This is a genomic window from Marinobacter sp. AL4B (assembly GCF_019916045.1).
GTDB lineage: Bacteria > Pseudomonadota > Gammaproteobacteria > Pseudomonadales > Oleiphilaceae > Marinobacter.
In genome coordinates this window covers 205,682-229,304 of record NZ_JAILWZ010000013.1, presented here as the reverse complement: position 1 = coordinate 229,304, position 23,623 = coordinate 205,682, and the positions used below count along the sequence as shown (strand labels likewise).

Here is a 23,623-nt window from a genome sequence, read left to right as displayed (position 1 = left end):
TGTTCACTGCGCGCTGTCCTTGCTGCCAGACAAAATGCTCATGCCCTTCAGAAGGTTCAGGGCAGAGCGCAGCTGGTAGTCCCGGTTTTCCGCAGACTCTCGTGTTTGCTCTTTCTTCGCGCGTTCCTGGCGGGCTTTCTCTTCATCCTCGCCTTCCAAGTGACCACTCAGATCTGCCTCGGTAAAGAGTGGGCGGCTGTCCAGTTCAGTCAGTTCGGCAGGTCGAACTTCAATGTCTGGCGTGATGCCTTTAGCCTGGATAGAGCGGCCATCTGGCGTGAAGTAGCGCGCAGTCGTCATTTTGATGGCGTGGGTTTCGTCCAACGGAATGATGGTTTGAACACTGCCTTTGCCAAATGACTGGGTGCCCATCACCACGGCTCGTTTGTGATCTTGCAGGGCGCCGGCCAGGATTTCCGAGGCCGAAGCGGAACCGCCGTTAATCAGAACCACAATCGGAGTGCCTTCCATCAGGTCGCCTTTCTTGGCGCTGAATCTCAGACGGGAGCTTTGAATTCGGCCTTCGGTGTAGACAATCAGACCGCTGTCGAGCAACGCATCCGAGACCTCAACGGCGGCTTGAAGAACTCCGCCGGGGTTATTGCGCAGGTCGATGACAAGGCCTTCTAGGTCCTGGCCATAATCAGCTTCCAGTTTGCTCAGGGCTTGCCGGAACTGACGGCCCGTCTCAGCCTGGAATTGGGTAATGCGAACGTAGCCGTAGCCGGTCTCCAGCATGCGGGATTTCACGCTGGTGACTTTGATGATATTGCGGGTGACATCAATCTCGATCGGCGCGTTCTGTCCCTCACGCATGATCGTCAAGGTGAGTACAGTTCCGGGCTTGCCTCGCATGAGGTTAACCGCTTCTTCCAGCGACATCCCTTTTACCGGTTTTTCATCGAGTTTGATGATCAAATCGCCGGCTTGTACTCCGGCTTTCTGTGCCGGCGTGTCATCGATGGGGGAGATCACTTTGACGAAGCCGTTCTCCATGCCCACTTCTATGCCCAAACCGCCAAACTCACCGGAGGTGCTTTCTTCAAGCTCTTCGTAGTCTTTTGGGGCGAGGTAGGTTGAATGAGGGTCTAAGTCGGAGAGCATGCCTTTAATCGCGCTTTCAAGAAGCTCGCTGTCGGAGACTTCTTCAACGTAAGCGCCTTTGATGCGGGCGAACACTTCGGTGAACTTGCGCAGATCTTCCAGTGGAAGTTGTTTTTCTGGGTCCGGTAATTTCAGCTCAACTCGCTGCCCGTCTTGAAGACCTTGGATCACCTGGTGAGGTTGGGTGTCATTGTCTTGAGCACCCGCCAGTCCGGGAAGGGTGAAGAAACAGGTGGCCACGAGAGATAGAGAACGCAATGGTGAATTCTGGAGAAAGCTTGGGACCCGTTTCATTCACATATCCTGTTTTGTTTCCAATAGTTGGACGGGAAAGTTGTTTCCCACAGTATGGCGTTCACAAGAACGTTTGTCAGCCTTTCAGTTCTCAGCTTAAAGTTTGTTTAGCCACGTGCGCGGATTGACCGGTTTACCATTTTTACGCACCTCAAAATAAAGCGCTGGATCTTGGGTGCCTCCGGTACGACCTGCCAAAGCGATGGTTTGACCAGGGGTAACCCAGTCACCCGGAGACGCAAACAGGCTGCTGCTGTGCCCATACAGCGTCATGTAACCATCACCGTGATCGATGATCGTCATCAGGCCAAAGCCTCGCAGCCAATTGGCAAAAACAACTCGGCCATGGTGCACTGCGGTTATTTCAGCCTCTTCCTGGGTGTTGATGATCATGCCGTTACGGCGAAGTTTGCCATCGGCGTAAAGGGCGCCGTATTGGCTGACCACTTTCCCCTGCACGGGCCAGCCCAGTTTGCTGCGTTGTGATTTGAAGGGTCGCGATTCGTTGGGAGAAGGAATGTTGGCGATCGCCTGCTGAACTTCCTCAAGCAGTTTTTCGAGCCGTTCCTGATCGGCTTCAAGGGTCTTCTTTTCGCTGCGACGGTCTTTGATGTCGCTCTTAAGGGCCACCAGTGTTTTGCTTCGCTCTTTACGGCTCTCGGCGAGGCGGTTTTGCCGCTGTTCCAAGCCGGCTTCGGTGTTGGCCAACTCAACCCTTGTAGCTTGGACTTCAGCGCGGGCCGCTTTAAGTTCACGAAGACTTTTCTGAAAGGCTTCCAGTCGCTCGACGGTATCTTTACTCAGATACTCGTAATAGGTCATGGTGCGAGCGAGGTTGCCCGGCTCTGTTTCGTTCAACAGAACCTTTAAAGCAGGGGCTTCGCCTTCCATCCAGGCCGCCCTGATTTGTTTCATCAGGCTTTGGCGCTGAACGTTCAGGGTGTTAGCGAGTTCGGTTTCTTGCTTTTTCAGCGATTGCAGGCGGGATTTCTGCTCTTCGGCCTGTTTGCGAAGTTCCCGGCGCTCCCGGGTAAGTTTGCCGATGTTTCGTTCGGTGGTGGCGAGTTGCTGTTCCAGTTTAGAACGGTCTTCTTCTGCATCGGCCAGCCACTCATCGATGTTGGCGATGCGATTTTTAAGCGCTTCGACCTGTTCGGGCGTGACGTCTTGCTCAGCGTGCAACGGCGCAGCCCCCAACGTGAGGGCCAGCGCCAAGACAAAAAGACGTTTCAAAATACTTGCCGTTATACTAATCAGCCTATTTCAGCCAGATTTTGGCCGGTCATCTCTTCCGGCGCTTTATCACCCATGAGGGTCAGCAGCGTAGGGGCAATGTCGCTCAGACTGCCGTTGTCTTTCAGGGTGATGGCGCGCGGGCCGGTGTAGACCAACGGCACCGGACCAATGGTGTGGGAAGTGTGAACCTGGCCTGAGTTGGGATCCGTCATCTGCTCACAGTTACCGTGGTCTGCTGTGATCAGGGCTTCACCACCCACCTCGTCCAGTGCTTCAACCACGCGCTGAACGCACTGGTCGAGACATTCGGCTGCTTTGATGGCCGCGTCCAGTTTTCCGGTATGACCAACCATGTCGCCGTTGGCGTAGTTGCACACGATCAGATCGAACTTGCCGCTCTTGATGGCTTCTACCAATTTATCGGTGACTTCCGGAGCACTCATTTCCGGTTGCAGGTCATAAGTGGCGACTTTCGGCGATGGCACCAGAATACGGTCTTCGCCTTCAAATGGAGTCTCCATACCGCCATTGAAGAAGAAGGTAACGTGGGCGTATTTTTCGGTTTCGGAGATGCGCAGCTGGGTTTTACCCAGTTTCGCCATGTACTCGCCCAGGCCGTTGCTTAGCTGCTCGGGCGGATAGGCGCAAGAGGTTTTAATGTCGGCGGCGTATTCCGTCAGCATGACGAAATCGGCCAGTTCGGGGTGCTTGCGGCGATCGAAGCCGTCGAAATCCGATTCTACAAACGTGCGTGTCATTTCGCGGGCGCGGTCAGCGCGGAAATTCATGAACAGAACGGTGTCACCATCGTTAATGGTGCCTTCCGCTTGGCCATCTTTATGAATACGAGTCGCTTTCACGAATTCGTCATTCTCGCCGCGCTCGTAGGCTTGCTCCAGTGCAATGACTGGGTCTGCACAAGTGAACTCGGCTTCGCCCAGAGTCATGACGTTATAGGCGGTTTCGACCCGGTCCCAGCGGTTGTCGCGGTCCATGGCGAAGTAGCGCCCAACGATGCTGGCAACGCGGCCAACGCCGAGACTTTCCATTTTAGCCGTGGCTTTTTCCAGTGAGGGGCGTGCACTGCGGGGAGGCATGTCGCGACCGTCCAAGAATGCGTGGATGTATACCTCTTTTGCGCCACGCGCGGCCGCGAGTTCAGCGGCAGCCAAAATATGATCTTCGTGGCTGTGTACACCGCCTGGAGATAGCAGGCCCATTAGATGCACCGCTTTGCCGTTGTTGGCTGCTTTGTCGATGGCGCTGCACAGAGCTGGGTTGTTTTGGAATTCGCCGTCTTCCAAATCTTTGTCGATGCGCGTCAGACTCTGATACACCACCCGGCCAGCACCCAGGTTCATGTGGCCAACTTCCGAATTACCCATCTGGCCTTGTGGCAGACCGACAAACATACCTGAGGTGTTGATCAGGGTTTTCGGCTGGTTCTGCCAGAGCTTGTCCCAAAATGGAGTGTTGGCGTTCGAAATGGCATTGTCATCAGCCGGGTCACGGTGGCCCCAGCCGTCGAGGATAATCAGTGCAGTGGGCTTGCGCGTCGCGGTCATCGTATTGTCCGATTGGTTGTAGATTGAACGAATAAAAAGTGGCGTAGATTGTAACCGTTTTCAATTGTGCAGGCCACGCAGTAACGCATAGCGCTGCTCGCCTTCTTTGAGCGGGTGTGGGTGTGTATAATCCGGCCAAACTAATTTTCAGGGTAGCGCTCCATGGATCGTTTGTTTGAGTTCGTTGTTAATCACTACATTCTGGTATCAATTTTTGTCGCGCTGATTCTGGCGATTTTGGCCCTTGAGTCTCGCCGCGGTGGCGCAAAAATATCCGCCCAGGGCGCGGTCACTTTGATTAACCGGGAAGAAGCCGTGGTTCTGGACATCCGCGACCGCAAAGACTTCGGAGAAGGGCGTATTACCGGTTCGATCAACATTCCACTTAGCGGCTTGAAAGATCGACTGAACGAGCTGAATAAACACAAAGAAAAGCAGATTGTGGTGGTCGATAAAATGGGCCAACACTCCGCAATGGCCGTTAAACAGCTTAAAGAAGCTGGGTTTTCAGACGTTGTTCGCCTGAACGGCGGCATTGCTGACTGGAAAGCCAGTAACTTGCCCGTGGTTAAGAAGTAATAGGGCTTGATCTGATCGGCGATCTATCGCACTGTTTCACATTACTTGTACGGGGCAGGCGGTAGACTGTCCCGACAAAGCGTGACTAGGACAATGGGCCGAGCCCATGCGACGAAATAAAAACGAAAGGACGGATCATGGCTGAGAATCAGCAAGCCGCAGGCAACGAAAACCAGAACCAACCCCAGTTTGCCCTTCAGCGTATTTACGTGAAGGACCTCTCTTTTGAATCACCGAATGCACCGATGGTGTTCCAGGAGCAGTGGAAACCGCAGGTAAATCTGGACCTGAACACCTCGCACACCAAAGTCAGCGACAATCAGTACGAAGTGGTGCTGTCGATGACTGTGACTGCCAAACTGGACGAGAAGGTTGCCTACATCGTTGAAATTCAGCAGGCGGGTGTTTTCATGGTAGACGGCATCGAAGGGCCTCAGCTTGGTCAGATGCTGGGTGCGTACTGCCCGACGATCCTGTTCCCATATGCCCGTGAAGCCATTGATGGCGCTGTTGGTAAAGGCAGCTTCCCGGCCCTGATGTTGGCACCGGTAAACTTTGATGCCATTTACGCTCAGGCATTGAAGAAAAAGCAGGAAGAAGCGGCTGGAGAGGCCGGAGCAGAGCAAACGCACTAACGTTCAAGTGCTTTCAGTTGACAAAAAAACCGGCTAAGGCCGGTTTTTTTGTGCCTGTTTGATTTTTGTCAATAATCAGTTGACGCAACACGCAAACTAAACAATAATCGTTCGCATTACGATTATTGGTGTTGGTCTATGTTTGACAAAAAACAGGTGGTTTTCTGCTTACCGTTTGCGCTGGCGCTGCTGGGAAGTGTCGGGACAGCGGAGGCCGAGGCCTTGTATCTGGACGAGCTGGTGGTGACCGGAACTCGCAGCGAACGCTCGCTGCTTGATACGCCAGTGCGGACTGAAGTAGTCACGGGCCGGGAGCTGAAGCGCACCCACGCTCGTAGCTTGAAGGAAGCTTTGCAGTATGTGCCGGGGCTTCAACTGCGGCAAATCCACGGCAAGCCTGGTTATGAAGTTTGGCTGCAAGGTGTCGAAGCTGATCGTGTATTGGTTTTGATTGACGGTATGCCCATGACCGCCACTACGGGCTCAGCGACGGATGTGAGCCAGCTATCGGTTCTGGATATTGAAAAAATTGAGGTCGTAAAAGGCGCCGTCTCAGCCCAATACGGCAGTTCGGCCATCGGGGGCGTTGTCAATGTAATTACGAGCCAGCCCGAATCTGGCTTGTCGGGGGAGCTTACTGTTGATGCGGGCACCTACGGCGATCAAAACCCCTCCGGCGACGCAGCCGATCCCGGTCGTTACAGTGCTCGTGCGACCGTCCAGGGTGGTGGGGAACGGCTGGCGCTAAGGCTATCGGCATCGCATCAGCATTCGGACGGCGTTGATCCCGATCCGGAAACCTGGTCGCAACCTGGCGACGAGTATGATCGGACAGATCTAAGCCTGCGGGCTGATTGGGAGCTGACGGACGAGCATCGACTCAGTGCGGCGATCGCTCGTTTTGAGGAAGAGTCCGAATCTCGATATCGCCTAGCTCCTCCGGTGAACACGGACCAAGGCAAGCTGGAGACGGTCCAGAGAACCCGGTATTCCCTCTCTGGGGACCACGGCTTCACTAGCGGTGTAAATGCAGGTTGGTCTGCCATCCACGAAGCGCTCAACGACGATACTTTGAAGTATTCCGCGGTCAGCCGCTTTGATGACCGGCGGGCTGAGTCAACTTTATCCAAGCTGTCGGCAGATGTCGGACGTTCACTGGGGGAACGTCATTATTTGCAGGGCGGAGTGGATTTCAGCAAAGAGACTCTTGATCAGACTATTGACTCCGCATCCGAGTTAAACGGACGACAAGAGCGTGAAGGCCAAGAGATTTGGTTTCAGGATACCTGGATGCCCACGGAGAAACTGGAGCTCGTTCCCGGCGTTCGAATCCAAAACGATTCCAGTTTCGGAATCCATACCGCACCCAAGCTCAATGCTCGCTACGATCTTTTTCAGACCAGCAGCTTAAGCGCGTTTATCCGAGCGGGGGCCGGCGCCGGCTATCGGGTCCCGAACCTGAAAGAGCGGTACTTCGTATTTGATCACAGTTCCTTGGGTTACATCGTGACGGGCTCGGAAAGCCTTAAACCGGAGGAATCCGTGAGCTACCAGCTTGGGGCCGGCGTGTCCCGTGGGCGCTCCGCTTGGTTAGAAGTCAATGCGTTCTACAACGACATAGAGCAGTTGATCCAAACCTCCGAGACCGGTGTGGTCAACAATGGTGTGGTCGAATACCGGTACGAAAACATTGCTCAGGCCCGGACCTGGGGCTTCGAAACAACAGCTGGCTGGGAGCCGGCAGCGCCTTGGCGTTTCACCGCGGGCTACACCTATACCCGAACCGAAGACAAGCAAAGCGGCGATGAACTCAATAAGCGACCCCGCCATCAGGCCAACTTGGGCATCGATGGTCCTTTGGCGTTACCGGGTCTAACGTGGAGTGCACGTGTTCGTTACCAGAGTGATGAGTTCACCAACGCCTCCGAGAACCGCAAATCCCCCGCCTATACCACCGCTGATCTCAAGCTGAATTATCAGTTCTCTGAACAAGTACGGCTGTTCGCCGGGGCTGACAACATCACCAATGAGCAACGGGACTTTTCCAATGCAGATGAAGACTTGAGGCCCGTCGCAGGGCGCTTTGCCTACGCAGGGTTGACGGTTTCGTTCAGCAAATAGTCCCACCACCCTTAACGATAAAAGACTAAAAGGAGATTACCGATGACACTTTTTGATGCTCGACCACCAGTGGTTTTACTGACTGCGCTCATGCTGGGAGCCTGTGGAGGCAGCGATAGTGACAAAGACATAGCCAGTGTCGATGCTGATGAAGAGATTGAGCAGAACGGAATATCGTCAAAGCAACTGCCGGCTGGAACTGGGACGGTTTACCTCAATTTGGAAACTGGTGCGCTTGTGGAACAAAGCGGCGACTGGCACATCGCGGCGAACCGCCTGAGTTTTCAGCTCAACGGTGGAGCTTCAGGCGATGGTGCCGTCGGCGGTGCAATCGCTGTTGAACAGAATGATTTTTACGACGCTGAAGGCGAACCTGATGTCAGCGTGTTTACTAATGCCACGGCCAATTCGGAGGAAGAGCACCTTCTAGGTGTTTTTCAATCGCCTGACGACTGGCAGCAAGATGGTTTTAACAGTGCTTTTGGCGATTCTGACGGTTGGTCGATTTACGATTTCGCTACCGGGGTGATTTCCGAGAAAAGTGATGTTGGTTATCTGGTGCGGTCTGCGGAAGGGGATAGTTATGCTCGCATGCGGGTAGCGGAATTCAATTTTTCTACCCGGGCGGGCAATGGCATAGAGAGTTTTAGGTTCGAGTTTGATGTCCAAGCTGCCGGGGCGAGTCAGTTCAACTCTGCGCCTGTTGTCTTCGAAACGCCCTCAGATTTTGACGGAGCAGACGCCTGTTTCGATTTTGATGCCGCAGAGATCGTCGATTGCGCTGCCAGTTCAGCCTGGGATGTCCAGGTAGGCTTCTCCGGGCGAGATTGGTACCTGAAGTCAAGTAGTAGTGCGTCGGGACAGGGCGGGGCTGCTGGCCCGATGTCTTGGACCGAGTTAGCGTCCTATAACGCGGACCCCGGTGTTCCTCAGCTGTACACCAGCGACTCGACAGGAGGCGTCTTGTCAGAGTATCCCTGGTACGCCTACAACCTGACTGATCAACACAAAATCTGGCCGAATTTTCGTACTTTCCTCATCAAGTCTGATATCGAGAACGATGCCTCGAGTGTCTGGGCGCTTCAGGTCGTTGGTTATTACGACGAGAACGGAGCCAGTGGTCAGCCTATTGTGCGCTGGTTAGAAGTAAATCCTGAACAAATCGAGGAGTAAGGCATGGAAACGGCCATATTAGAAAACGCTGTGATCGAAAAAACGCTGGTGGAGCGGTGGGAAACGTTGGTATCGAAACAGCCGAATTTGAGGATTCGGTCGGCGGCCGAGGCATTGGGTGTCAGCGAAATGGAATTGGTGCGGTTGCGCGGAAAGGACGCTTTGACCCCGCTTCAGACTCGCTTTCCAGAGCTTCTTGCAGCAATGGAAAACGTGGGCCCTGTCATGATCCTGACGCGTAATGACGAGGTGGTCCACGAAGTGACAGGCTCCTTCAAAGGTTTTACCACAGGTAAATCCGGTGTCATGGGGCTGGCTGTCGGCGAGATCGACATTCGGGTGTTTTTCACCCATTGGGTGTGGGGTTACCGGGTTCAGGAGCAGGTACGCTCTGGTTGTCGAGAGAGCCTTCAGTTCTTTGACCGATATGGTGCTGCGGTATTCAAGATTTATCGGGTCGCAGAAACCGATGGGGCTGCCTGGTCAGAACTGATTGAGACGTTTGCCGCTGAGCGCCTGGAAAGCTTCGAGCCTTGCGGCAAGCGCCCGGTGCCTGAGCGTGTGTCGGTTGAGAGTGTTGATGTGGATACGCTGCGTGACGGATGGCAAAACCTGAAAGATGTTCACCATTTTCATGCCTTGTTGAAACGCACTGGAGCAGATCGACTGACGGCTTTGGAGCTGCTCAGGGGCGAGTGGGCGACTGAGTTAAAGACCGCCGGTGCTGAGGTGCTGGATCATCTGCTTGAGCTGTTGCGGGATAACGGTTGCCCCAGCATGTTTTTCGTGGGGAACCCGGGCATTGTTCAGATTTTTACCGGACAAGTTGTCAATGTGAAACGTTCGGGGCCTTGGATGAACGTGTTGGATCCAAATTTCAATCTGCACGTTAACACGGCGCAAATCGAGTCCTGGTGGCTGGTTCGCCGGCCATCTTCGGACGGCATCATCACTTCTGTCGAGGCTTTCAATGCACAGGGTGAGTTGGTGCTTACGGTATTTGGCGAGCGTAAACCAGGGATTCCGGAATCCGAACTCTGGAGAGAGCAGGCGGCCACTTTGGAGGTTGTTGCATGAGAGGTCGGATGCTTCTGATCGCATTATGCTGGCTGACCCCGGCGTTAGTTCAGGCTGAACCGACGCGAGTGGTGACGGCCGATGGTGCAATTACGGAAACCGTTTATCGGCTCGGATTAGAGTCGATGCTGGTGGCGGTCGACACCACGAGCGGATACCCGGAAGAGACGCAAGCGTTGCCCAAGATCGGTTATCTCCGGGCACTGCCTTTCGAAGGCGTGTTGGCAATGAGGCCGGACGTGCTTATTACGACGGAACAAGCGGCCCCCCAAGAAAATCTGGATCGGTTGGCCAAGGCTGGCGTTCAAATAGAAACGCTGCCGATGGCGTGGACACCGGAGGCTTCGCTGGAGCGGATTTTAACCGTTGGCGAGATACTGCACGCACGTACCGAGGCTAAAGATCTGGTTGCCGAGCTTTCATCCGAGATCAGTCGGGTGCAGCAGTCTGCAGCCAATCGCGGGAGCCGTCCCAGAGTGTTGTTTATTCTGGCAGCGGGTAATCATTCAGTATTGTTGGCAGGGCAAGACACAGCCGCTTCCGCATTGCTGGATGCCGTGAATGCAGAGAATGCTGTGACAACGATTCAGGGTTATAAGCCAGCGAGCAGGGAGGCTATTCTGGCTTCGCAGCCGGATGCCATTGTCATTGCAGAATCGACGCCGGGTCAGTTTGATATCAGTAACTGGCAGGAGCTTGCGCATCTGGATGCCTGGAAGTCAGGGCACCGAATGGTGGCCGACAGTATGTTTCTTCTGGGATTTGGCCCTCGATTGCCTGAAGCACTGGATGCTCTGAACCGGGTTTTGCCTTCCAATGCAGCTGTGGTGAGCGATGATTCGTGACGCAGCTGGCCGCTTCGGCCACACCCCGGCTTTGATCATTGTGGTGTGTGCGGCCGTATCGGTCGCTTTGTTGTCGGTCGCCAGCGGGGCATACCCGCTGGCGATACCTGATATTTTGAAGGTGCTCGGTGGCCGGGAAGCCAGTGATCCAGTGGCCTCTCTGGTGCTGCTAGAGGTTCGTATGCCCAGATTCCTGCTAGGGTTTCTGGTAGGGGCCGTACTGGCTGTCTCGGGGGCTCTGCTCCAAGGATTGTTCCGCAACCCGTTGGCTGATCCAGGCCTGATAGGGGTCTCCGCAGGCGCTTCCTTGGCCGCCATCATGGTCATAGTGTTGGGCAGTACCTGGCTGGGGGGATGGCTGGAATGTGCGGGCGAGTGGGCCTTGCCTATTGCGGCATTTTTCGGGGGCAGTGCGACAGTGTTTCTGGCATGGCGAATTGCTAATCGCGGCGGGCAAACGCAGGTAGCAACATTGTTGCTTTCGGGAATTGCGATTAATGCAATCGCAGGGGCGGCCACAGGCTTGCTGACGTTTTACGCCACTGATGACGAGCTGAGATCGTTGACCTTCTGGACCATGGGTAGTTTGGGGCATGCCGGTTGGGATGAGCTGGTGATCGGCGCACCGTTTATGATTCTGGCGCTGATAGTGTCTCCGTTCTTAGCGCGACCTCTGGATGCGTTTCTTTTGGGGGAGTCAGTCGTTGGGCATCTTGGTTACCCCGCTAACACCGTAAAGAAAGCGGCGATTTTGGTCGTTGGGCTGGGAGTGGGTGCAGCGGTTGCGGTCAGTGGTTTGATTGGTTTTGTCGGATTAGTTGTGCCGCATCTGGTTCGACTGGTGTTGGGCGCCAGTCATCGCGTGGTCCTGCCGTTTAGCGCTTTGATTGGCGGCACGCTTCTGGTGGCTGCGGATTCACTGGCACGGATTTTGGTAGCACCGGCGGAATTGCCTATCGGACTGATGATGGCACTGATTGGAGGCCCCTTCTTTCTTGGGTTGTTGATGCGGCGGAAGATAGTTTAATGACTTTGCGAGTTAACAATCTCAGTGTGTCACTGGGCGGCGTGACGATTGTTCGAGAGATCAATCTGGTGCTGGAAGCAGGCGAAATGGTGATGTTGTTGGGGCCAAATGGTGCCGGAAAGTCGACCCTGCTGAAGGCCTTGTCGGGAGAGTTGCCCTTTCAGGGGCAAGTCGCCATGGCTGGTCGAAAGCTTGCGGATTGGGCTCCGTCGCAATTGGCTCGCCATCGAGCCGTGATGCCTCAGAAGGTGGATGTAAACTTTCCGTTGACGGTGAAAGAAATTGTCGCCATGGGGCGGCCAAGAACCGCCAAGGGTAAGCCGGATTTGATCATGAATCGGCTGATGGAAGAGCTGGACATTGCCCACCTACGGTATCGCATGGTGCCAGGATTGTCAGGGGGAGAGCAGCAGCGTGTTCAGTTAGCCCGTGTTCTAGGGCAAATTCTCGATGCTTCAGGGCCTCGGCTGTTATTGCTCGATGAATGTACGTCGGCCCTTGACCCTTCCCACCAGCAACTCGTTATGGAAGTTGTACAGCGATTAGCGCAAGAGCAGGGTATATCCGTGTTGGCGATTGTTCATGATTTGAACCTGGCTGCGCAGTTTGCCGACCGTTTGGTCGTCATGCAGGGTGGACGGTGTTTTTGCGAAGGTGGCGCCCATGATGTCCTGACCCATTCCGTGCTAAAGGCGGTTTATGGGTATCGGGCGAGGATAATATCGCTGCCGGAAGGTTACCCGCTGGTGGTGCCGCTCGGAAGCGGCAGTGCTCAGATGGCGTCAGGGAACCCGAGTTGCCGCCAAGCTTCGTAAACCAGCAGTGCCGCGGTATTCGATAGATTCAGGCTGCGGCTTTCCGGACGCATGGGTACCCTGAGCCTATGCTCTTCGGGCAGTCCCTCCCTGACATCTCCCGGTAAGCCGCGGGTTTCAGGACCAAACATCAGATAGTCGCCATCCTGATAGGCTACCTCATGGTAATGGCGAGTGCCTTTGGTTGTGAGCCCGAATAGCCGCTCAGGGCGCTCTGTTTCCAGAAAGCTCGGGTAATCCTTGTGGATTTTTACCGTGGCGTATTCGCTGTAGTCCAACCCGGCCCGGCGCATCTGCTTATCTTCGAGAGAAAAGCCCAAAGGCTCGATCAGATGCAGCTGGCAGCCCGTGTTGGCGCAAAGCCGGATAATATTGCCAGTGTTCGGCGGTATTTCCGGCTCATACAAAACAACGTGTAACACCGGACCTAGCGCTCCACAGCCAAGGCAACACCCAAGCCGCCGCCTATGCACAGCGTGGCCAGGCCTTTCTTGGCATCACGACGCTGCATCTCGTGCAGCAAGGTAACCAGAATCCGGCAGCCGGACGCACCGATGGGGTGTCCCAGAGCAATGGCGCCACCGTTTACGTTCACCTTGCTGGTGTCCCAGCCCATATCCCGGTTTACGGAAATCGCTTGTGCCGCAAAGGCTTCGTTGGCTTCGACCAGATCCAAGTCAGCGGCGGTCCAGCCGGCACGTTCCAGGCAACGCTGACTAGCAGGGATTGGACCCGTACCCATGATCTTGGGATCAACACCTGCATTAGCGTGCGCTTTGATGGTGGCTAACGGGGTTAAGCCGAGCTCTTTAGCTTTCTCGGCACTGCAGACCATCACAGCGGCGGCACCGTCGTTTAAAGAGGATGCGTTTCCGGCCGTGACCGAACCGTCTTTTTTGAACGCGGGGCGGAGCTTAGCAAGGCCATCTGCGGATACTCCGTCTCGTGGACCTTCATCTCTATCAAACACGATCGGGTCGCCTTTGCGCTGCGGAATACTGACGGGAACGATCTGGCCGTCAAAGCGGCCGTCGTTCTGGGCAGCAACGGCTTTTTGCTGAGATGCGGCAGCGAATTCATCCTGCTCTTCGCGGCTGATGTCGTACTTCTCGACGATGTTCTCAGCGGTAATGCCCATGTGGTAATCGTTAAAGGCATCCCACAGACCGTCGGTGATCATGGTATCGACCATGTTCCAGTTGCCCATGCGCTGGCCGTCACGGCTGTTGGGCAGCACGTGGGGCGACTGGCTCATGTTTTCCTGGCCACCGGCAATGATCATGTCGGCATCGCCACAGCGGATGGACTGAACTGCCATGTGAACGGCCTTGAGGCCAGAGCCGCAAACCTTGTTAATGGTTATGGCGGGAACGGAGACAGGAAGTCCGGCGTGGATACTGGCTTGACGAGCCGGGTTCTGGCCGCTGGCGGCTGTCAGTACCTGGCCGAGGATGACTTCGTTAATTTGCTCGCCGGCAACGCCGGTGTCTTCCATCAAAGCCTTGATAACCGCAGCGCCGAGTTGGTCAGCACGAACGCTCGACAGGCCACCGCCAAAACTGCCAATGGCGGTACGTTTTGCGGCAACAATCACAACATCACGCATGGAAATTCTCCGTTGTATAAATGCAGGTTCAGCCGGTCGGCTGCCCGGGAATGTAATTTGTTGGCAGCTATTGTAGCGGGAAAGCACGAGTGCGCCAAAACCACCAAAGTCGAGTTATGGTGCCAAAGCCAGCGTGATACGGCCTAGCCGTTCGTTACGAATGGCGTTGCCCAGCTCTTTGCCTTTGAATCCTTGCTTCAGTAACTCTTGCGGACTGACGTCCCTCGCGGATTCAGCCGCGCTGTTTAGAGGCCCCACATGCTGTTTATAGGGAGTGCAGGCGAGGGCGGTTACCAGCTGCTCAAAACGCTCAGGCCGACGCCACAGATCAGCATGGTCGAACATCTCGAGCATGGCTTCAGGGGGGAGCGTGCTGTCGGTGTATTGTGAAAGCCAATCGGTGAACAGGCAAACCAAACGGGTGAGATCTCGGCAGTCGTTCGGGCTCTTCATGGCTATGGCTCGGGCCCTGGCCTCAGGCTCAGGCAGCGCGCTTAGTAATGCCGAAAATCGCTGGGCGGTTGTGCTGTTTTGGGTGCTTATGCATTCCAAAGCTTGAAGGCCAGCCTCAAAACGTTCGGTATCGGCAAGCTCGGGCATCAGAATGTCCAACGCGCCCAATTCGTGCAGTACTTTAAAAAACACGGTGGGAGACTGTTCGTGCAGCGCGCGCTGAACTTCCTGCCATACGCGTTCCGGCACCAGATGCTGTAACTCACCGCTACCGATCATTTCCCGCATAAGCGCCATCGTATCTGCACAAATGGTGAAACCGAGTGGATGGAAACGAGCCGCAAACCGGGCGGTTCTGAGAATGCGCAGCGGGTCTTCGGCGAACGCTTCGGAAACGTGCCGTAGGGTTTTCTGTGCTAGATCGGTCAAGCCGTTGAACGGGTCCACCAAGGTGCCGTCTTCGTGCTCGGCCATGGCATTGATGGTGAGGTCGCGGCGCTTCAGGTCTTCTTCAAGGGTGACGTCCGGAGCGCTGTACACCGTAAAACCGTGATAGCCTCGGCCTTGTTTTCTCTCGGTGCGGGCGAGGGCGTATTCTTCGCCGGTTTTCGGGTGCAGAAACACCGGGAAGTCGGCGCCTACCTGTCGGAAACCTCTGTGTTTCATGGCTTCTGGTGTGGCGCCGACAACAACCCAGTCGCGATCTTTGACCGGTATGCCCAGTCGCCCGTCGCGCACTGCGCCGCCCACAAGGTAGATATCCATGATGTTCGCCCTGATTAGTATTGAGTGCCGTATTTGGCTGAAATCGTAGGCAGAATTATCGGTGGGTTACGGAGGTGACGCAAATCGGAGGGGTAAGATAAACAGCAGTCGAGGCGTAATGGTTTGTTCTGGGTTCGTAAACAGGGGCAAGAAACTGCCGGTTTGTTGGTCGACCCTTTTTTGTTTATTTTAAAATCCATTCTAATCATTTGGTTATCTATGCTGGCGTGATTTTTTCATGGTCATGGGAAACCTGTTTTCCGGAGACGAGATAATGACACTGAGATGCCGCTTTCTGCCCGTGTTGCTAGCCATGCTGTTGGCTGGCTGTGCAACCGGAGGTAAGCAAGATACCTCGGATGAGCTTGAGCCGATTGTGGTTCAGGTCAGTGGTTTTGGTGTCTATGGACAATCTCAGCAGGGCCGTTCAAACCCCAAGCAGCGATTGATGGCGCTAAGGGCATCGAAGCTGGATGCCTATCGCAATCTGGCTGAGCGGGTTTACGGAACCGTGATCTACGGCCGTTCTACGGTGGATGAGTTCGTGCTGAAGGACGACAGCTTTCGCGCATACGTGGACAGCTATATACGTGGGGCCCGCACCTTATCTGTGAAGGAACATCCTGGAGGCGTGGTCGAGACGGTCATGGAGTTGAAGCTTGAACCCCGTTTCCGCAAGTGCGCATCTGAGGTGGCAGATGATCAAGTAAGAGATGTCTGCCCAATCCCGATGCCCAGCCATTATGAGCCTAAAAACGACGTGGCAATCAAGAAGGCGGAAGGCCAAAAAGTTGATTCACTTTATTATCTGGATTAAGCCGGCCGTGTGTCGGCAGGTTTTGGGAGCGTTATGACTCGCATCGTTTTTTTATGTGTGATGGTGATGTGCTCAGGTTGGGCGGGTGCAACGGTTCTTGAGGGTGTGGGCCATGCCAACATTGCCGAGGATAACCTGGACCAAGCCCGTGCCGAAGCCCGGCAAGCGGCCATGCGTGACCTGGCTTTGCAGTATCAAACGCAAGTCAGCACTCAGGATACTGTTGAAAACGGGCAGCTTACTGAGTCCAAAACGGAGCTGTCGTCGAACGTGGAGCTTCGTAACGCAGCGATAGTTGATGAGTATCGGCGCGGAAATTTGTTGCGTGTGGTTGTTCGGGCTGAGCTTTCTGACAAATCGACAGGGGATGCGGCGGCCTGCAGGGCGGGCGAGGCATCGGCGCTCCGGAAACGGGTGGCGGTAACGGGATTTCCAATTGTGCATCCGTCTCAAGGCGGCGACCCGGGGTTGGATGATGCGGGTGAACAGTTGCCGCAAGCCTTGATCGCGCGGATGCAGAATCAGAATAAGCTTCAGGTGCTCGGAGCTACATCGCTTCGTCTATTCAGCAATTTACCGGATGCCCCGACAACCCAGTCGAATATGGCCAGTAACCGGCTAACCAACGTGGTGCAACTGGCACGTGAACTGGGTGCGCAGTTTGTTGTCACCGGTGTGATTCGCGATATGGGGTTGGTAGATCCGGATGCTTGGGGTACGTCGGTCTTCGAAAAAATGCAGAGAGGGCTAGGCTTTGGCGATAAAACCCGGCGTTTCGAAGCTGAAGTTATGGTGTTTGACGGCTTCAGTGGCTCTCCGATATTCCGTAAGCGGTTTGAAACCGCTGCCAACTGGACGCCAACCGGCAGTGGAACTGCTGGCTTTGCTTCCGCGGGGTTTGAGAGCAGTGAATGGGGGGAGGCTGTTTCAGGAGTGATTGACGAGATGACGGCTGCTGTTGCTAATGCTCTGAATTGCCAACCTTTTATGGCTCGTATCACTCGTGTGACTGACGATAAAGTTACCTTGGCATCTGGCGCTACCGCTGGCTTACGCCCCGGTGACCAGCTGAATGTCTATCGTAGTCAACGCTACTTTGATTCACTGGGTGGCACGCCAGAGCTGGACGATGCCGGGGTGTTGATTACGCTGGACAGCGTTCACCCCGATTTCAGTATCGGTCGCATTGGTACAACCGGGCCGCAGATCAACGTCCAGCGAGACGACTTAGCGATTATCTGGTGATCTCAGGCAGCGGCTTCGGTCGCTGCAATATCCCGGATTTTGCCGACCATGGCCCGTAAGCCGTTGCCGCGAGTGGGGGAAATGTGACGCATCAGGTCGAGCTGCTCGAACAGTTCGTCTATGTCGGTCGCCAGCAGTTCCCGAGGCGATTTCGCGTTCAGAGCTACCAGAATGATCGCAGCCAGACCGCGAACGATCATGGCGTCAGAATCTATCAGCAGGAACAGTTTGCCGCTGTCTTCGTCGTACTGATGAATAACCCATACCTGGCTTTGGCAGCCATGCACGTAGTTCTCTTCGGTACGCGCCTCATCCGGGAACTCGGGTAATTGCTTGCCCAGATCGATGATGAAAGCGTAACGATCTTCCCAGTCATCCAGGAACTCAAAGGCGTCCAGAACGTCTTCCAGTGAGGTTTTTTGGCCGAGCGGGTTGTCCAGAAATTGCTGTTTGCTAGCGGTCATAGCATACCCAGTTCAAGTTTGGCTTCATCAGTCAGCATGTCGTTGTTCCAAGGCGGATCGAACGTGAGCTCCATCGTTACCTTATCGACGTTGGGCACGTGCTCTACTTTGCGCTTGACGTCTTCGGTAATCACCGGGCCCATGCCGCAGCCAGCTGCGGTCAGGGTCATTTTGATGTAGATGTGGTTTCCGTCTTCAGTGCCGTTTTCAATCTTGCACTCGTAAATCAGCCCCAGATCGACCACATTGACCGGGATTTCCGGGTCATAGGCGCTGCGCATGGCTTCCCAGACCTGGTTCTCGTTCACCGTGCCATCTGCCGGGGTTTCGAAGCTGCTTTCCAGCGGTTTTTTGCCCAGAGCGTCGGCGTCGTGGCCTTCGATACGAGCCAGGTTGCCGTTGACCGCAACGGTGAATGTGCCGCCCAGTGATTGGGTGATGGTCACAAAGGTATCCGACGGAATCATGATTTCAGTTCCGGCGGGCACCAAACGTGCCTCCACTTCGCGCTTCGTCAGGACAACTTCCCGTTCTTGCATGCTCAATAAAGCCTCTGTTTAAGACACCGTAAAGCTCTCGCCACACCCACATTCTGCGGTAGCGTTGGGGTTGCGGAAACGAAACAGGGAGTTGACTCCCTCGGTGACAAAATCGATTTCAATACCGTTAACCAAAGACAGGTGTTCCTGTTTAACGAATACGTCCACGCCGTCGATGGAGAAAATGCGGTCGTCGTTGCTGGGTTGTTCAACCCATTCGGTTTCATACTTAAAGCCGGAGCAGCCACTCTTTTTGATGGCGAGGCGAATGCCTTTCGCATCCGGTTTTTTGTCCAGTTGTTTGCGAACGTGTTTGACCGCGGTGGGTGTCATGGTCACGTTGACATCGTTCGGGGTGAAGACTTCGGCCGACATGTTTCCACCTCCTCAGGTAAACAGGCGCTGAATTTTTTGCAGGCCGGCGAACAATTGCTCGACCTCTTTCAGTGTATTGTAGAACGCAAATGAAGCCCGGGCTGTACCGGGTACTCCGTAGAAATCCATTAGCGGCATGGCGCAGTGGTGGCCCGTGCGAATCGCAATGCCTTGCTGGTCCAGCAGAGTGCCGATGTCGCTGGGGTGTAGCCCGGCGATCTTGAACGACATCACCGGCACTTTGTTTGTCGCTGTGCCGATAATTTCCATACCCGGAACCGTCTCCACCAATTTGTTGGCGCGAGTCAGAAGGGCGTTCTCAGTCGCTTCCATGGCCTTCCGGTCAAGACTGTCCAGGTAACGGATGGCCGCAGCCAGCCCCACCGCTTCGGCGATAGCCGGTGTGCCTGCCTCAAACTTGTAGGGCAGAACGTTCCAGGTGGTGCGCTCGAACGAAACCCGTTCAATCATCTCGCCGCCGCCCTGGTAAGGGGGCATCTGTTCCAGCAATTCCGCGCGGCCGTACAGTACACCGATGCCAGTGGGGCCGAACAGTTTGTGGGACGAGAACACGTAGAAATCACAATCCAAAGCCTGTACGTCAGGCTTGAAGTGGGGTACCGCCTGGGCGCCGTCAATCAAGGTCAGTACGCCCTGATTCTTGGCTTGCTTAATCAGGGAGGCAATAGGGTTCACGGTACCCAGTACGTTGGATACGTGAGTGATGGCCAGAATGCGAGTACGTTCGTTCAGCAAATTGTTGAAGGAGTCCAGATCCAATTCGCCGGCGGAGTTCACCTGCACAGGCACCACTTTGGCGCCCGTACGTTCGGCCACCATCTGCCAAGGCACGATGTTGGCGTGGTGCTCCATATGGCTGACCAGAATTTCGTCGCCTTCTTTCAGACGAGAAGCCAAGCCGTTCGCGACCAGGTTTATGGCTTCGGTGGTGCCGCGTGTCCAGATGATTTCGCGCGTGCTGGACGCGTTTAAAAAGCTGCGAACGGTTTCCCGGGCACCTTCGAAGGCCGCTGTGGCGCGATCGCCAAGGGTGTGAGCACCCCGGTGCACATTAGAGTGCATTTCCCGGTAGTAACGGTCCATCGCATCCAGGACGGCGGTTGGCTTTTGGGCCGAGGCGCCGTTGTCCAGATACACCAGCGGCTTTCCGTTAACCTCTTGGGCCAGAATGGGAAAGTCGCGCCGGATGCGTTCTACATCAAACGCTTTGGTGCTGGTGTTGGTTGCCATGGACAGATCGCTCATGCCTTCAGATCTCCTGAAAGGTTTGCTCGAAGAATTCGTTCAGACGCACTTGGGCCGTGTCCCGCACAACTTCCAGCGGTATCTGGCTGACCAGTTCGTTGATGAACGCCATGGTGAGCAGTACGTTTGCATCGCGGCGACCAATACCCCGTGACAGCAGGTAGAAAATGGATTCTTCGTCCAGCTGGCCGATGGTGGCACCGTGGGCACACTTCACATCGTCGGCGTAGATTTCCAGTTCCGGCTTGGTGTCGATCTCGGCACCGTTGTTCAGCAACAGGTTTTTGTTATTCATATCCGCAAAGGACTTTTGTGCGTCCTGATGGATATGAATACGCCCGTTGAAAATCGCGTGGGATTGGTCGGCTGCGATGTTGCGATACGTTTCTTCGCTGTTGCAGTTCGCCGCCACGTGATCAATGGAGGTGTGGTTGTCGTAGTGCTGTTTGCCTTGAGTCACCACAACGCCGTTGAGCTTGGTTTCGGCTTCTTCGCCTACCAAGCGCACCTGCAGGTCGTGCCGGCGCAATGGGCCGCCAAAACCAACGCAGTGGCTTTCGAAACGTGAGCTGTGGTTCTGGACCACACCGGTGGCACCAATGTGCTGAACCGATTCGCCTTCCATGTTCAGACGAATGCTGGTTACGTTTGCGCCGTCGGCCAGAGTAAATTCAGTCACTGTGTTAACGAACGCCGGTGCATCACCACTGGAGGTATACTCTTCGACCAGTGTGATTTGGCTGTTTGCTCCGGCTTCAACGAAAATGCGCGGGAAGGCTGAGCCACTGGCATCCGCGGCGGTTTCATGAATGATGAACAGTGGCTGATCCAAGGCAGCACCGGCGTGCAGGCGCACGAGCAGTCCGTCGTCAAAACGGGCTCCGTTCAGACGAGCAAATTGGGCCTGATCGTGATCCAGTGTACTGCCAAGTTGAAGGGCGAGTACGTCCGCTTCTTCGTTATCAAGATCGCTGAAGCTCCGAATGGTGATGCCGTCCATATCCGGAAAGTCGCTGGCTTCGGGGATCAAAATCCCGTTGCGGAATACGACCTTGTAGCCGGACACCGCCAAGCTGTTGCCGGTTTTGCCTTCGGCAGGCAAGGAAATGGCCATCTCGTCGGACAGCTTCAAATACTTGCTGGAGTACTTCCAGTTTTCGGTTTTGCGGGTAGGTAGTGGCATATCAACCAACAGACTCGCCCGTTGTTTGCGCAGCGCCAGCAGTGGCTCAGGCAGAGTTTGCCCGGCCGGATGCAGGAAGGCGCTGGAAAGCATAGGTGCTTGTTTCATTCCGCGGCCTCCTGATCAGTTACTGGTGTCTTCGTCGTTGATTCCCAACCAGCCGTAACCGCGTTCTTCCAGTTCAAGTGCCAGTTCACGGCCGCCGGATTTAACGATCCGGCCGCCCGCCAGTACATGCACGTAATCTGGCACGATGTGGTTAAGCAGGCGTTGGTAGTGGGTCACCATCAGGATGGCGCGATCTTCGGCACGCAGTGCGTTAACGCCGTTGGAAACGACTTGCAGTGCGTCGATGTCGAGGCCGGAGTCAGTTTCGTCCAGAATTGCCAGCTTCGGCTGAAGCAGCAATGCCTGCATGATTTCGTTACGCTTTTTCTCACCACCGGAGAAGTCTTCGTTAACGCCACGCTTCAGAAACGAAGGGTCCAAATCTACTTGCTTGGACACTTCCTTGGCCAGCTTCATGAACTCAGCAGCGTTCATTTCTTCTTCGCCGCGGTGCTTGCGCATGGCGTTAACGGCGGTCCGAAGGAACTGAAGGTTGCTCACGCCGGGAATTTCTACCGGGTATTGGAAGGCGAGAAACACGCCGTCGCGGGCACGCTCTTCGATAGAGCGTTCCAGCAGGTTTTCACCGTTCAGGGTGACTTCGCCGCTGGTGACTTCAAATGCCTCGTTGCCTGCCAGAACCTGTGACAGGGTGCTCTTACCGGATCCGTTGGGGCCCATGATGGCATGAACTTCCCCGGCCTTGATGTCCAGGTTGATGCCTTTGAGGATCTCTTTGTCCTCAACGGATGCGTGCAGGTTTTTGATGCTCAGCATTTGTTGCTTCTCTCTTTTAACCGTCTGAATTCTTTGTGTTTGCCGTGGTACTTAATTAACCAACAGAGCCTTCGAGGCTAACTTCCAGTAGTTTGCCGGCTTCCACCGCAAACTCCATCGGCAGTTCTTTAAACACCTCTTTACAAAAGCCGTTCACGATCATGGACACGGCCTGCTCTGGCTCGATACCACGCTGGCGGCAGAGGAACATCTGCTCGTCACTGACCTTGGAGGTGGTGGCTTCGTGTTCCACGATGGCTGACTTGTTCTTGCTTTCGATGTACGGGAAGGTGTGGGCACCGCAACGATCGCCGATCAGCAGCGAGTCACACTGGGTAAAGTTACGTGCGCCATCGGCTGCCGGGCCGAATTTCACCAGGCCGCGGTATGCGTTTGAGCTGCGGCCAGCCGAAATGCCTTTGGAGATGACAGTGCTCCGGGTGTTTTTGCCCAAGTGGATCATCTTGGTGCCGGTGTCCGCTTGCTGGTAGTTGTGGGTCAGGGCAACGGAGTAGAACTCGCCGACGCTGTTATCACCACGCAGTACACAGCTGGGGTATTTCCAGGTAATGGCAGAGCCGGTTTCGACCTGAGTCCAGGACACTTTGGAGTTTTTGCCGATACAGGCCGCGCGTTTGGTGACAAAGTTATAGATGCCGCCTTTGCCGTTCTCATCGCCTGGGTACCAGTTTTGTACGGTAGAGTATTTGATCTGGGCGTCATCAAGGATGACCAGCTCAACCACCGCAGCGTGCAGCTGGTTTTCGTCGCGCATCGGAGCCGTACAGCCTTCCAGATAGCTCACGTAGCTGCCTTCTTCGGCAATGATCAGGGTGCGCTCGAACTGGCCAGTGTTGGCAGCGTTGATTCGGAAGTAAGTGGACAGCTCCATCGGGCAGCGAACGCCTTTTGGGATGTACACGAAGGAACCGTCGGAGAAAACGGCCGAGTTCAAAGCGGCGAAGTAGTTATCGCCCGCCGGAACCACGCTCCCCAAGTACTTTTTCACCAGTTCCGGGTGCTTGTGCACTGCTTCGGAAATCGGGCAGAAAATCACACCGGCTTTTTCCAGCGGTTCTTTGAAAGTGGTCGCTACAGAAACCGAATCGAAAACCGCATCAACCGCAACCCCCGCCAACTTGGCACGTTCATGCAGCGGAATGCCCAATTTTTCATAGGTGCGCAGCAGCTCTGGATCGACTTCGTCCAAGCTCTGTGGCATGTCTTCTTTTTTCTTGGGAGCCGAGTAGTACGAAATATCGTTGTAATCCACTTTCGGAAAATCAACGTGGGCCCACTCGGGTTCTTCCATGTCCAGCCAACGACGATATGCTTTTAAGCGCCACTCAAGCATGAACTCAGGTTCCTGCTTGATTTCTGACAGGCGGCGGATTACATCTTCATTGAGGCCGGGTTCGAAGGTGTCTGATTCAATTTCGGTCACGAATCCGTGTTCGTAATCCCGTTTGATCAGCTCTTTCACCTCATTGTCGGTGGTCGCCATGATCGTCGCTCCGTAATTCTCTCATCTGGGGCATGGTGCCCTGTGTTTCG

General features: G+C 55.0%; 23 protein-coding genes. 10 read left to right on the top strand and 13 right to left on the bottom strand.

The features are described 5' to 3' along the window. Nucleotides 1–3: 3 nt before the first annotated feature. The 3 genes from K5L82_RS11385 to gpmM form a co-directional block, all read right to left on the bottom strand. On the bottom strand, nt 4–1,398 hold the full coding sequence (locus K5L82_RS11385; protein ID WP_262492646.1) for a S41 family peptidase: 1,395 nt from the start codon (nt 1,396–1,398) through the stop codon (nt 4–6). A 96-nt stretch (nt 1,399–1,494) separates the two neighbouring features. Beyond that, nucleotides 1,495–2,631, bottom strand: coding sequence for a murein hydrolase activator EnvC family protein (locus tag K5L82_RS11380; RefSeq protein ID WP_262492645.1), 1,137 nt, complete (start codon nt 2,629–2,631; stop codon nt 1,495–1,497). 20 nt (nt 2,632–2,651) lie between these two features. Next, the gene (gene gpmM / locus K5L82_RS11375; protein WP_223134234.1) at nt 2,652–4,199 is read right to left on the bottom strand and encodes a 2,3-bisphosphoglycerate-independent phosphoglycerate mutase; all 1,548 of its coding nucleotides are present in this window, start codon (nt 4,197–4,199) and stop codon (nt 2,652–2,654) included. Nucleotides 4,200–4,361: 162 nt separating this feature from the next. On the opposite strand from gpmM, the gene K5L82_RS11370 reads away from it, so the two are divergent. From K5L82_RS11370 to K5L82_RS11335, 8 genes are all read left to right on the top strand, one after another. Then, nucleotides 4,362–4,778, top strand: coding sequence for a rhodanese-like domain-containing protein (locus K5L82_RS11370; RefSeq protein ID WP_133004567.1), 417 nt, complete (start codon nt 4,362–4,364; stop codon nt 4,776–4,778). Between the two features lie 137 nt (nt 4,779–4,915). Next, nucleotides 4,916–5,413 (top strand): protein-export chaperone SecB, encoded by a 498-nt coding sequence (secB, locus tag K5L82_RS11365; protein ID WP_133004568.1) that lies wholly within the window; start codon nt 4,916–4,918, stop codon nt 5,411–5,413. A 138-nt stretch (nt 5,414–5,551) separates the two neighbouring features. Further along, complete coding sequence (locus tag K5L82_RS11360) at nt 5,552–7,534, top strand: TonB-dependent receptor plug domain-containing protein (RefSeq protein ID WP_223134233.1); 1,983 nt, start codon at nt 5,552–5,554, stop codon at nt 7,532–7,534. Nucleotides 7,535–7,576: 42 nt separating this feature from the next. Then, nucleotides 7,577–8,707 carry an HmuY family protein gene (locus K5L82_RS11355; RefSeq protein ID WP_223134232.1) on the top strand — a complete coding sequence of 377 codons (1,131 nt, stop codon included), beginning with the start codon at nt 7,577–7,579 and terminating at the stop codon, nt 8,705–8,707. A 3-nt stretch (nt 8,708–8,710) separates the two neighbouring features. Then, nucleotides 8,711–9,784, top strand: a complete 1,074-nt coding sequence (locus K5L82_RS11350) for a hemin-degrading factor (RefSeq protein WP_223134231.1) — start codon at nt 8,711–8,713, stop codon at nt 9,782–9,784. Next, nucleotides 9,781–10,629, top strand: coding sequence for a hemin ABC transporter substrate-binding protein (locus tag K5L82_RS11345; protein WP_262492644.1), 849 nt, complete (start codon nt 9,781–9,783; stop codon nt 10,627–10,629). The genes K5L82_RS11350 and K5L82_RS11345 overlap by 4 nt, the downstream gene beginning before the upstream one ends. Beyond that, nucleotides 10,619–11,656, top strand: a complete 1,038-nt coding sequence (locus K5L82_RS11340) for a FecCD family ABC transporter permease (RefSeq protein ID WP_223134230.1) — start codon at nt 10,619–10,621, stop codon at nt 11,654–11,656. The genes K5L82_RS11345 and K5L82_RS11340 overlap by 11 nt, the downstream gene beginning before the upstream one ends. After that, the gene (locus K5L82_RS11335; protein WP_223134229.1) at nt 11,656–12,471 is read left to right on the top strand and encodes a heme ABC transporter ATP-binding protein; all 816 of its coding nucleotides are present in this window, start codon (nt 11,656–11,658) and stop codon (nt 12,469–12,471) included. Before K5L82_RS11340 ends, K5L82_RS11335 begins: the two co-directional genes overlap by 1 nt. Here K5L82_RS11335 and trmL read toward each other — a convergent pair. From trmL to K5L82_RS11320, 3 genes are all read right to left on the bottom strand, one after another. After that, nucleotides 12,429–12,893 (bottom strand): tRNA (uridine(34)/cytosine(34)/5-carboxymethylaminomethyluridine(34)-2'-O)-methyltransferase TrmL, encoded by a 465-nt coding sequence (gene trmL / locus K5L82_RS11330; protein WP_133004574.1) that lies wholly within the window; start codon nt 12,891–12,893, stop codon nt 12,429–12,431. The genes K5L82_RS11335 and trmL overlap by 43 nt on opposite strands. A gap of 5 nt (nt 12,894–12,898) precedes the next feature. Next, on the bottom strand, nt 12,899–14,077 hold the full coding sequence (locus tag K5L82_RS11325; RefSeq protein WP_223134228.1) for an acetyl-CoA C-acetyltransferase: 1,179 nt from the start codon (nt 14,075–14,077) through the stop codon (nt 12,899–12,901). Nucleotides 14,078–14,191: 114 nt separating this feature from the next. Continuing rightward, on the bottom strand, nt 14,192–15,295 hold the full coding sequence (locus K5L82_RS11320) for a multifunctional CCA tRNA nucleotidyl transferase/2'3'-cyclic phosphodiesterase/2'nucleotidase/phosphatase (RefSeq protein WP_223134227.1): 1,104 nt from the start codon (nt 15,293–15,295) through the stop codon (nt 14,192–14,194). Between the two features lie 274 nt (nt 15,296–15,569). Between K5L82_RS11320 and K5L82_RS11315 the strand changes: the two genes are divergently transcribed. Further along, nucleotides 15,570–16,112, top strand: a complete 543-nt coding sequence (locus K5L82_RS11315) for an LPP20 family lipoprotein (protein ID WP_223134226.1) — start codon at nt 15,570–15,572, stop codon at nt 16,110–16,112. A 33-nt stretch (nt 16,113–16,145) separates the two neighbouring features. Beyond that, nucleotides 16,146–17,357, top strand: coding sequence for a flagella assembly protein FlgT (locus tag K5L82_RS11310; protein ID WP_223134225.1), 1,212 nt, complete (start codon nt 16,146–16,148; stop codon nt 17,355–17,357). A gap of 2 nt (nt 17,358–17,359) precedes the next feature. Here K5L82_RS11310 and K5L82_RS11305 read toward each other — a convergent pair whose 3' ends face one another. From K5L82_RS11305 to sufB, 7 genes are read right to left on the bottom strand one after another with little or no spacing between them, the layout of a single operon-like run. Next, nucleotides 17,360–17,821 (bottom strand): SufE family protein, encoded by a 462-nt coding sequence (locus tag K5L82_RS11305; RefSeq protein WP_133004579.1) that lies wholly within the window; start codon nt 17,819–17,821, stop codon nt 17,360–17,362. Further along, the gene (gene sufT, locus K5L82_RS11300; protein WP_133007492.1) at nt 17,818–18,360 is read right to left on the bottom strand and encodes a putative Fe-S cluster assembly protein SufT; all 543 of its coding nucleotides are present in this window, start codon (nt 18,358–18,360) and stop codon (nt 17,818–17,820) included. Before sufT ends, K5L82_RS11305 begins: the two co-directional genes overlap by 4 nt. 18 nt (nt 18,361–18,378) lie before the next feature. Next, nucleotides 18,379–18,735: a HesB/IscA family protein gene (locus K5L82_RS11295; protein WP_133004580.1), complete on the bottom strand. Its 357-nt coding sequence runs from the start codon at nt 18,733–18,735 to the stop codon at nt 18,379–18,381. Between the two features lie 12 nt (nt 18,736–18,747). Further along, on the bottom strand, nt 18,748–20,001 hold the full coding sequence (locus K5L82_RS11290; protein WP_223134224.1) for an aminotransferase class V-fold PLP-dependent enzyme: 1,254 nt from the start codon (nt 19,999–20,001) through the stop codon (nt 18,748–18,750). Nucleotides 20,002–20,005: 4 nt separating this feature from the next. Next, a complete protein-coding gene (gene sufD, locus K5L82_RS11285) occupies nt 20,006–21,292 on the bottom strand; it encodes a Fe-S cluster assembly protein SufD (protein WP_133004582.1) in 1,287 nt (428 codons plus the stop codon). Nucleotides 21,293–21,307: 15 nt separating this feature from the next. Then, the gene (sufC, locus tag K5L82_RS11280) at nt 21,308–22,069 is read right to left on the bottom strand and encodes a Fe-S cluster assembly ATPase SufC (RefSeq protein ID WP_133004583.1); all 762 of its coding nucleotides are present in this window, start codon (nt 22,067–22,069) and stop codon (nt 21,308–21,310) included. A gap of 55 nt (nt 22,070–22,124) precedes the next feature. Beyond that, the gene (sufB, locus tag K5L82_RS11275; RefSeq protein WP_133004584.1) at nt 22,125–23,573 is read right to left on the bottom strand and encodes a Fe-S cluster assembly protein SufB; all 1,449 of its coding nucleotides are present in this window, start codon (nt 23,571–23,573) and stop codon (nt 22,125–22,127) included. Between the last annotated feature and the right edge of the window lie 50 nt (nt 23,574–23,623).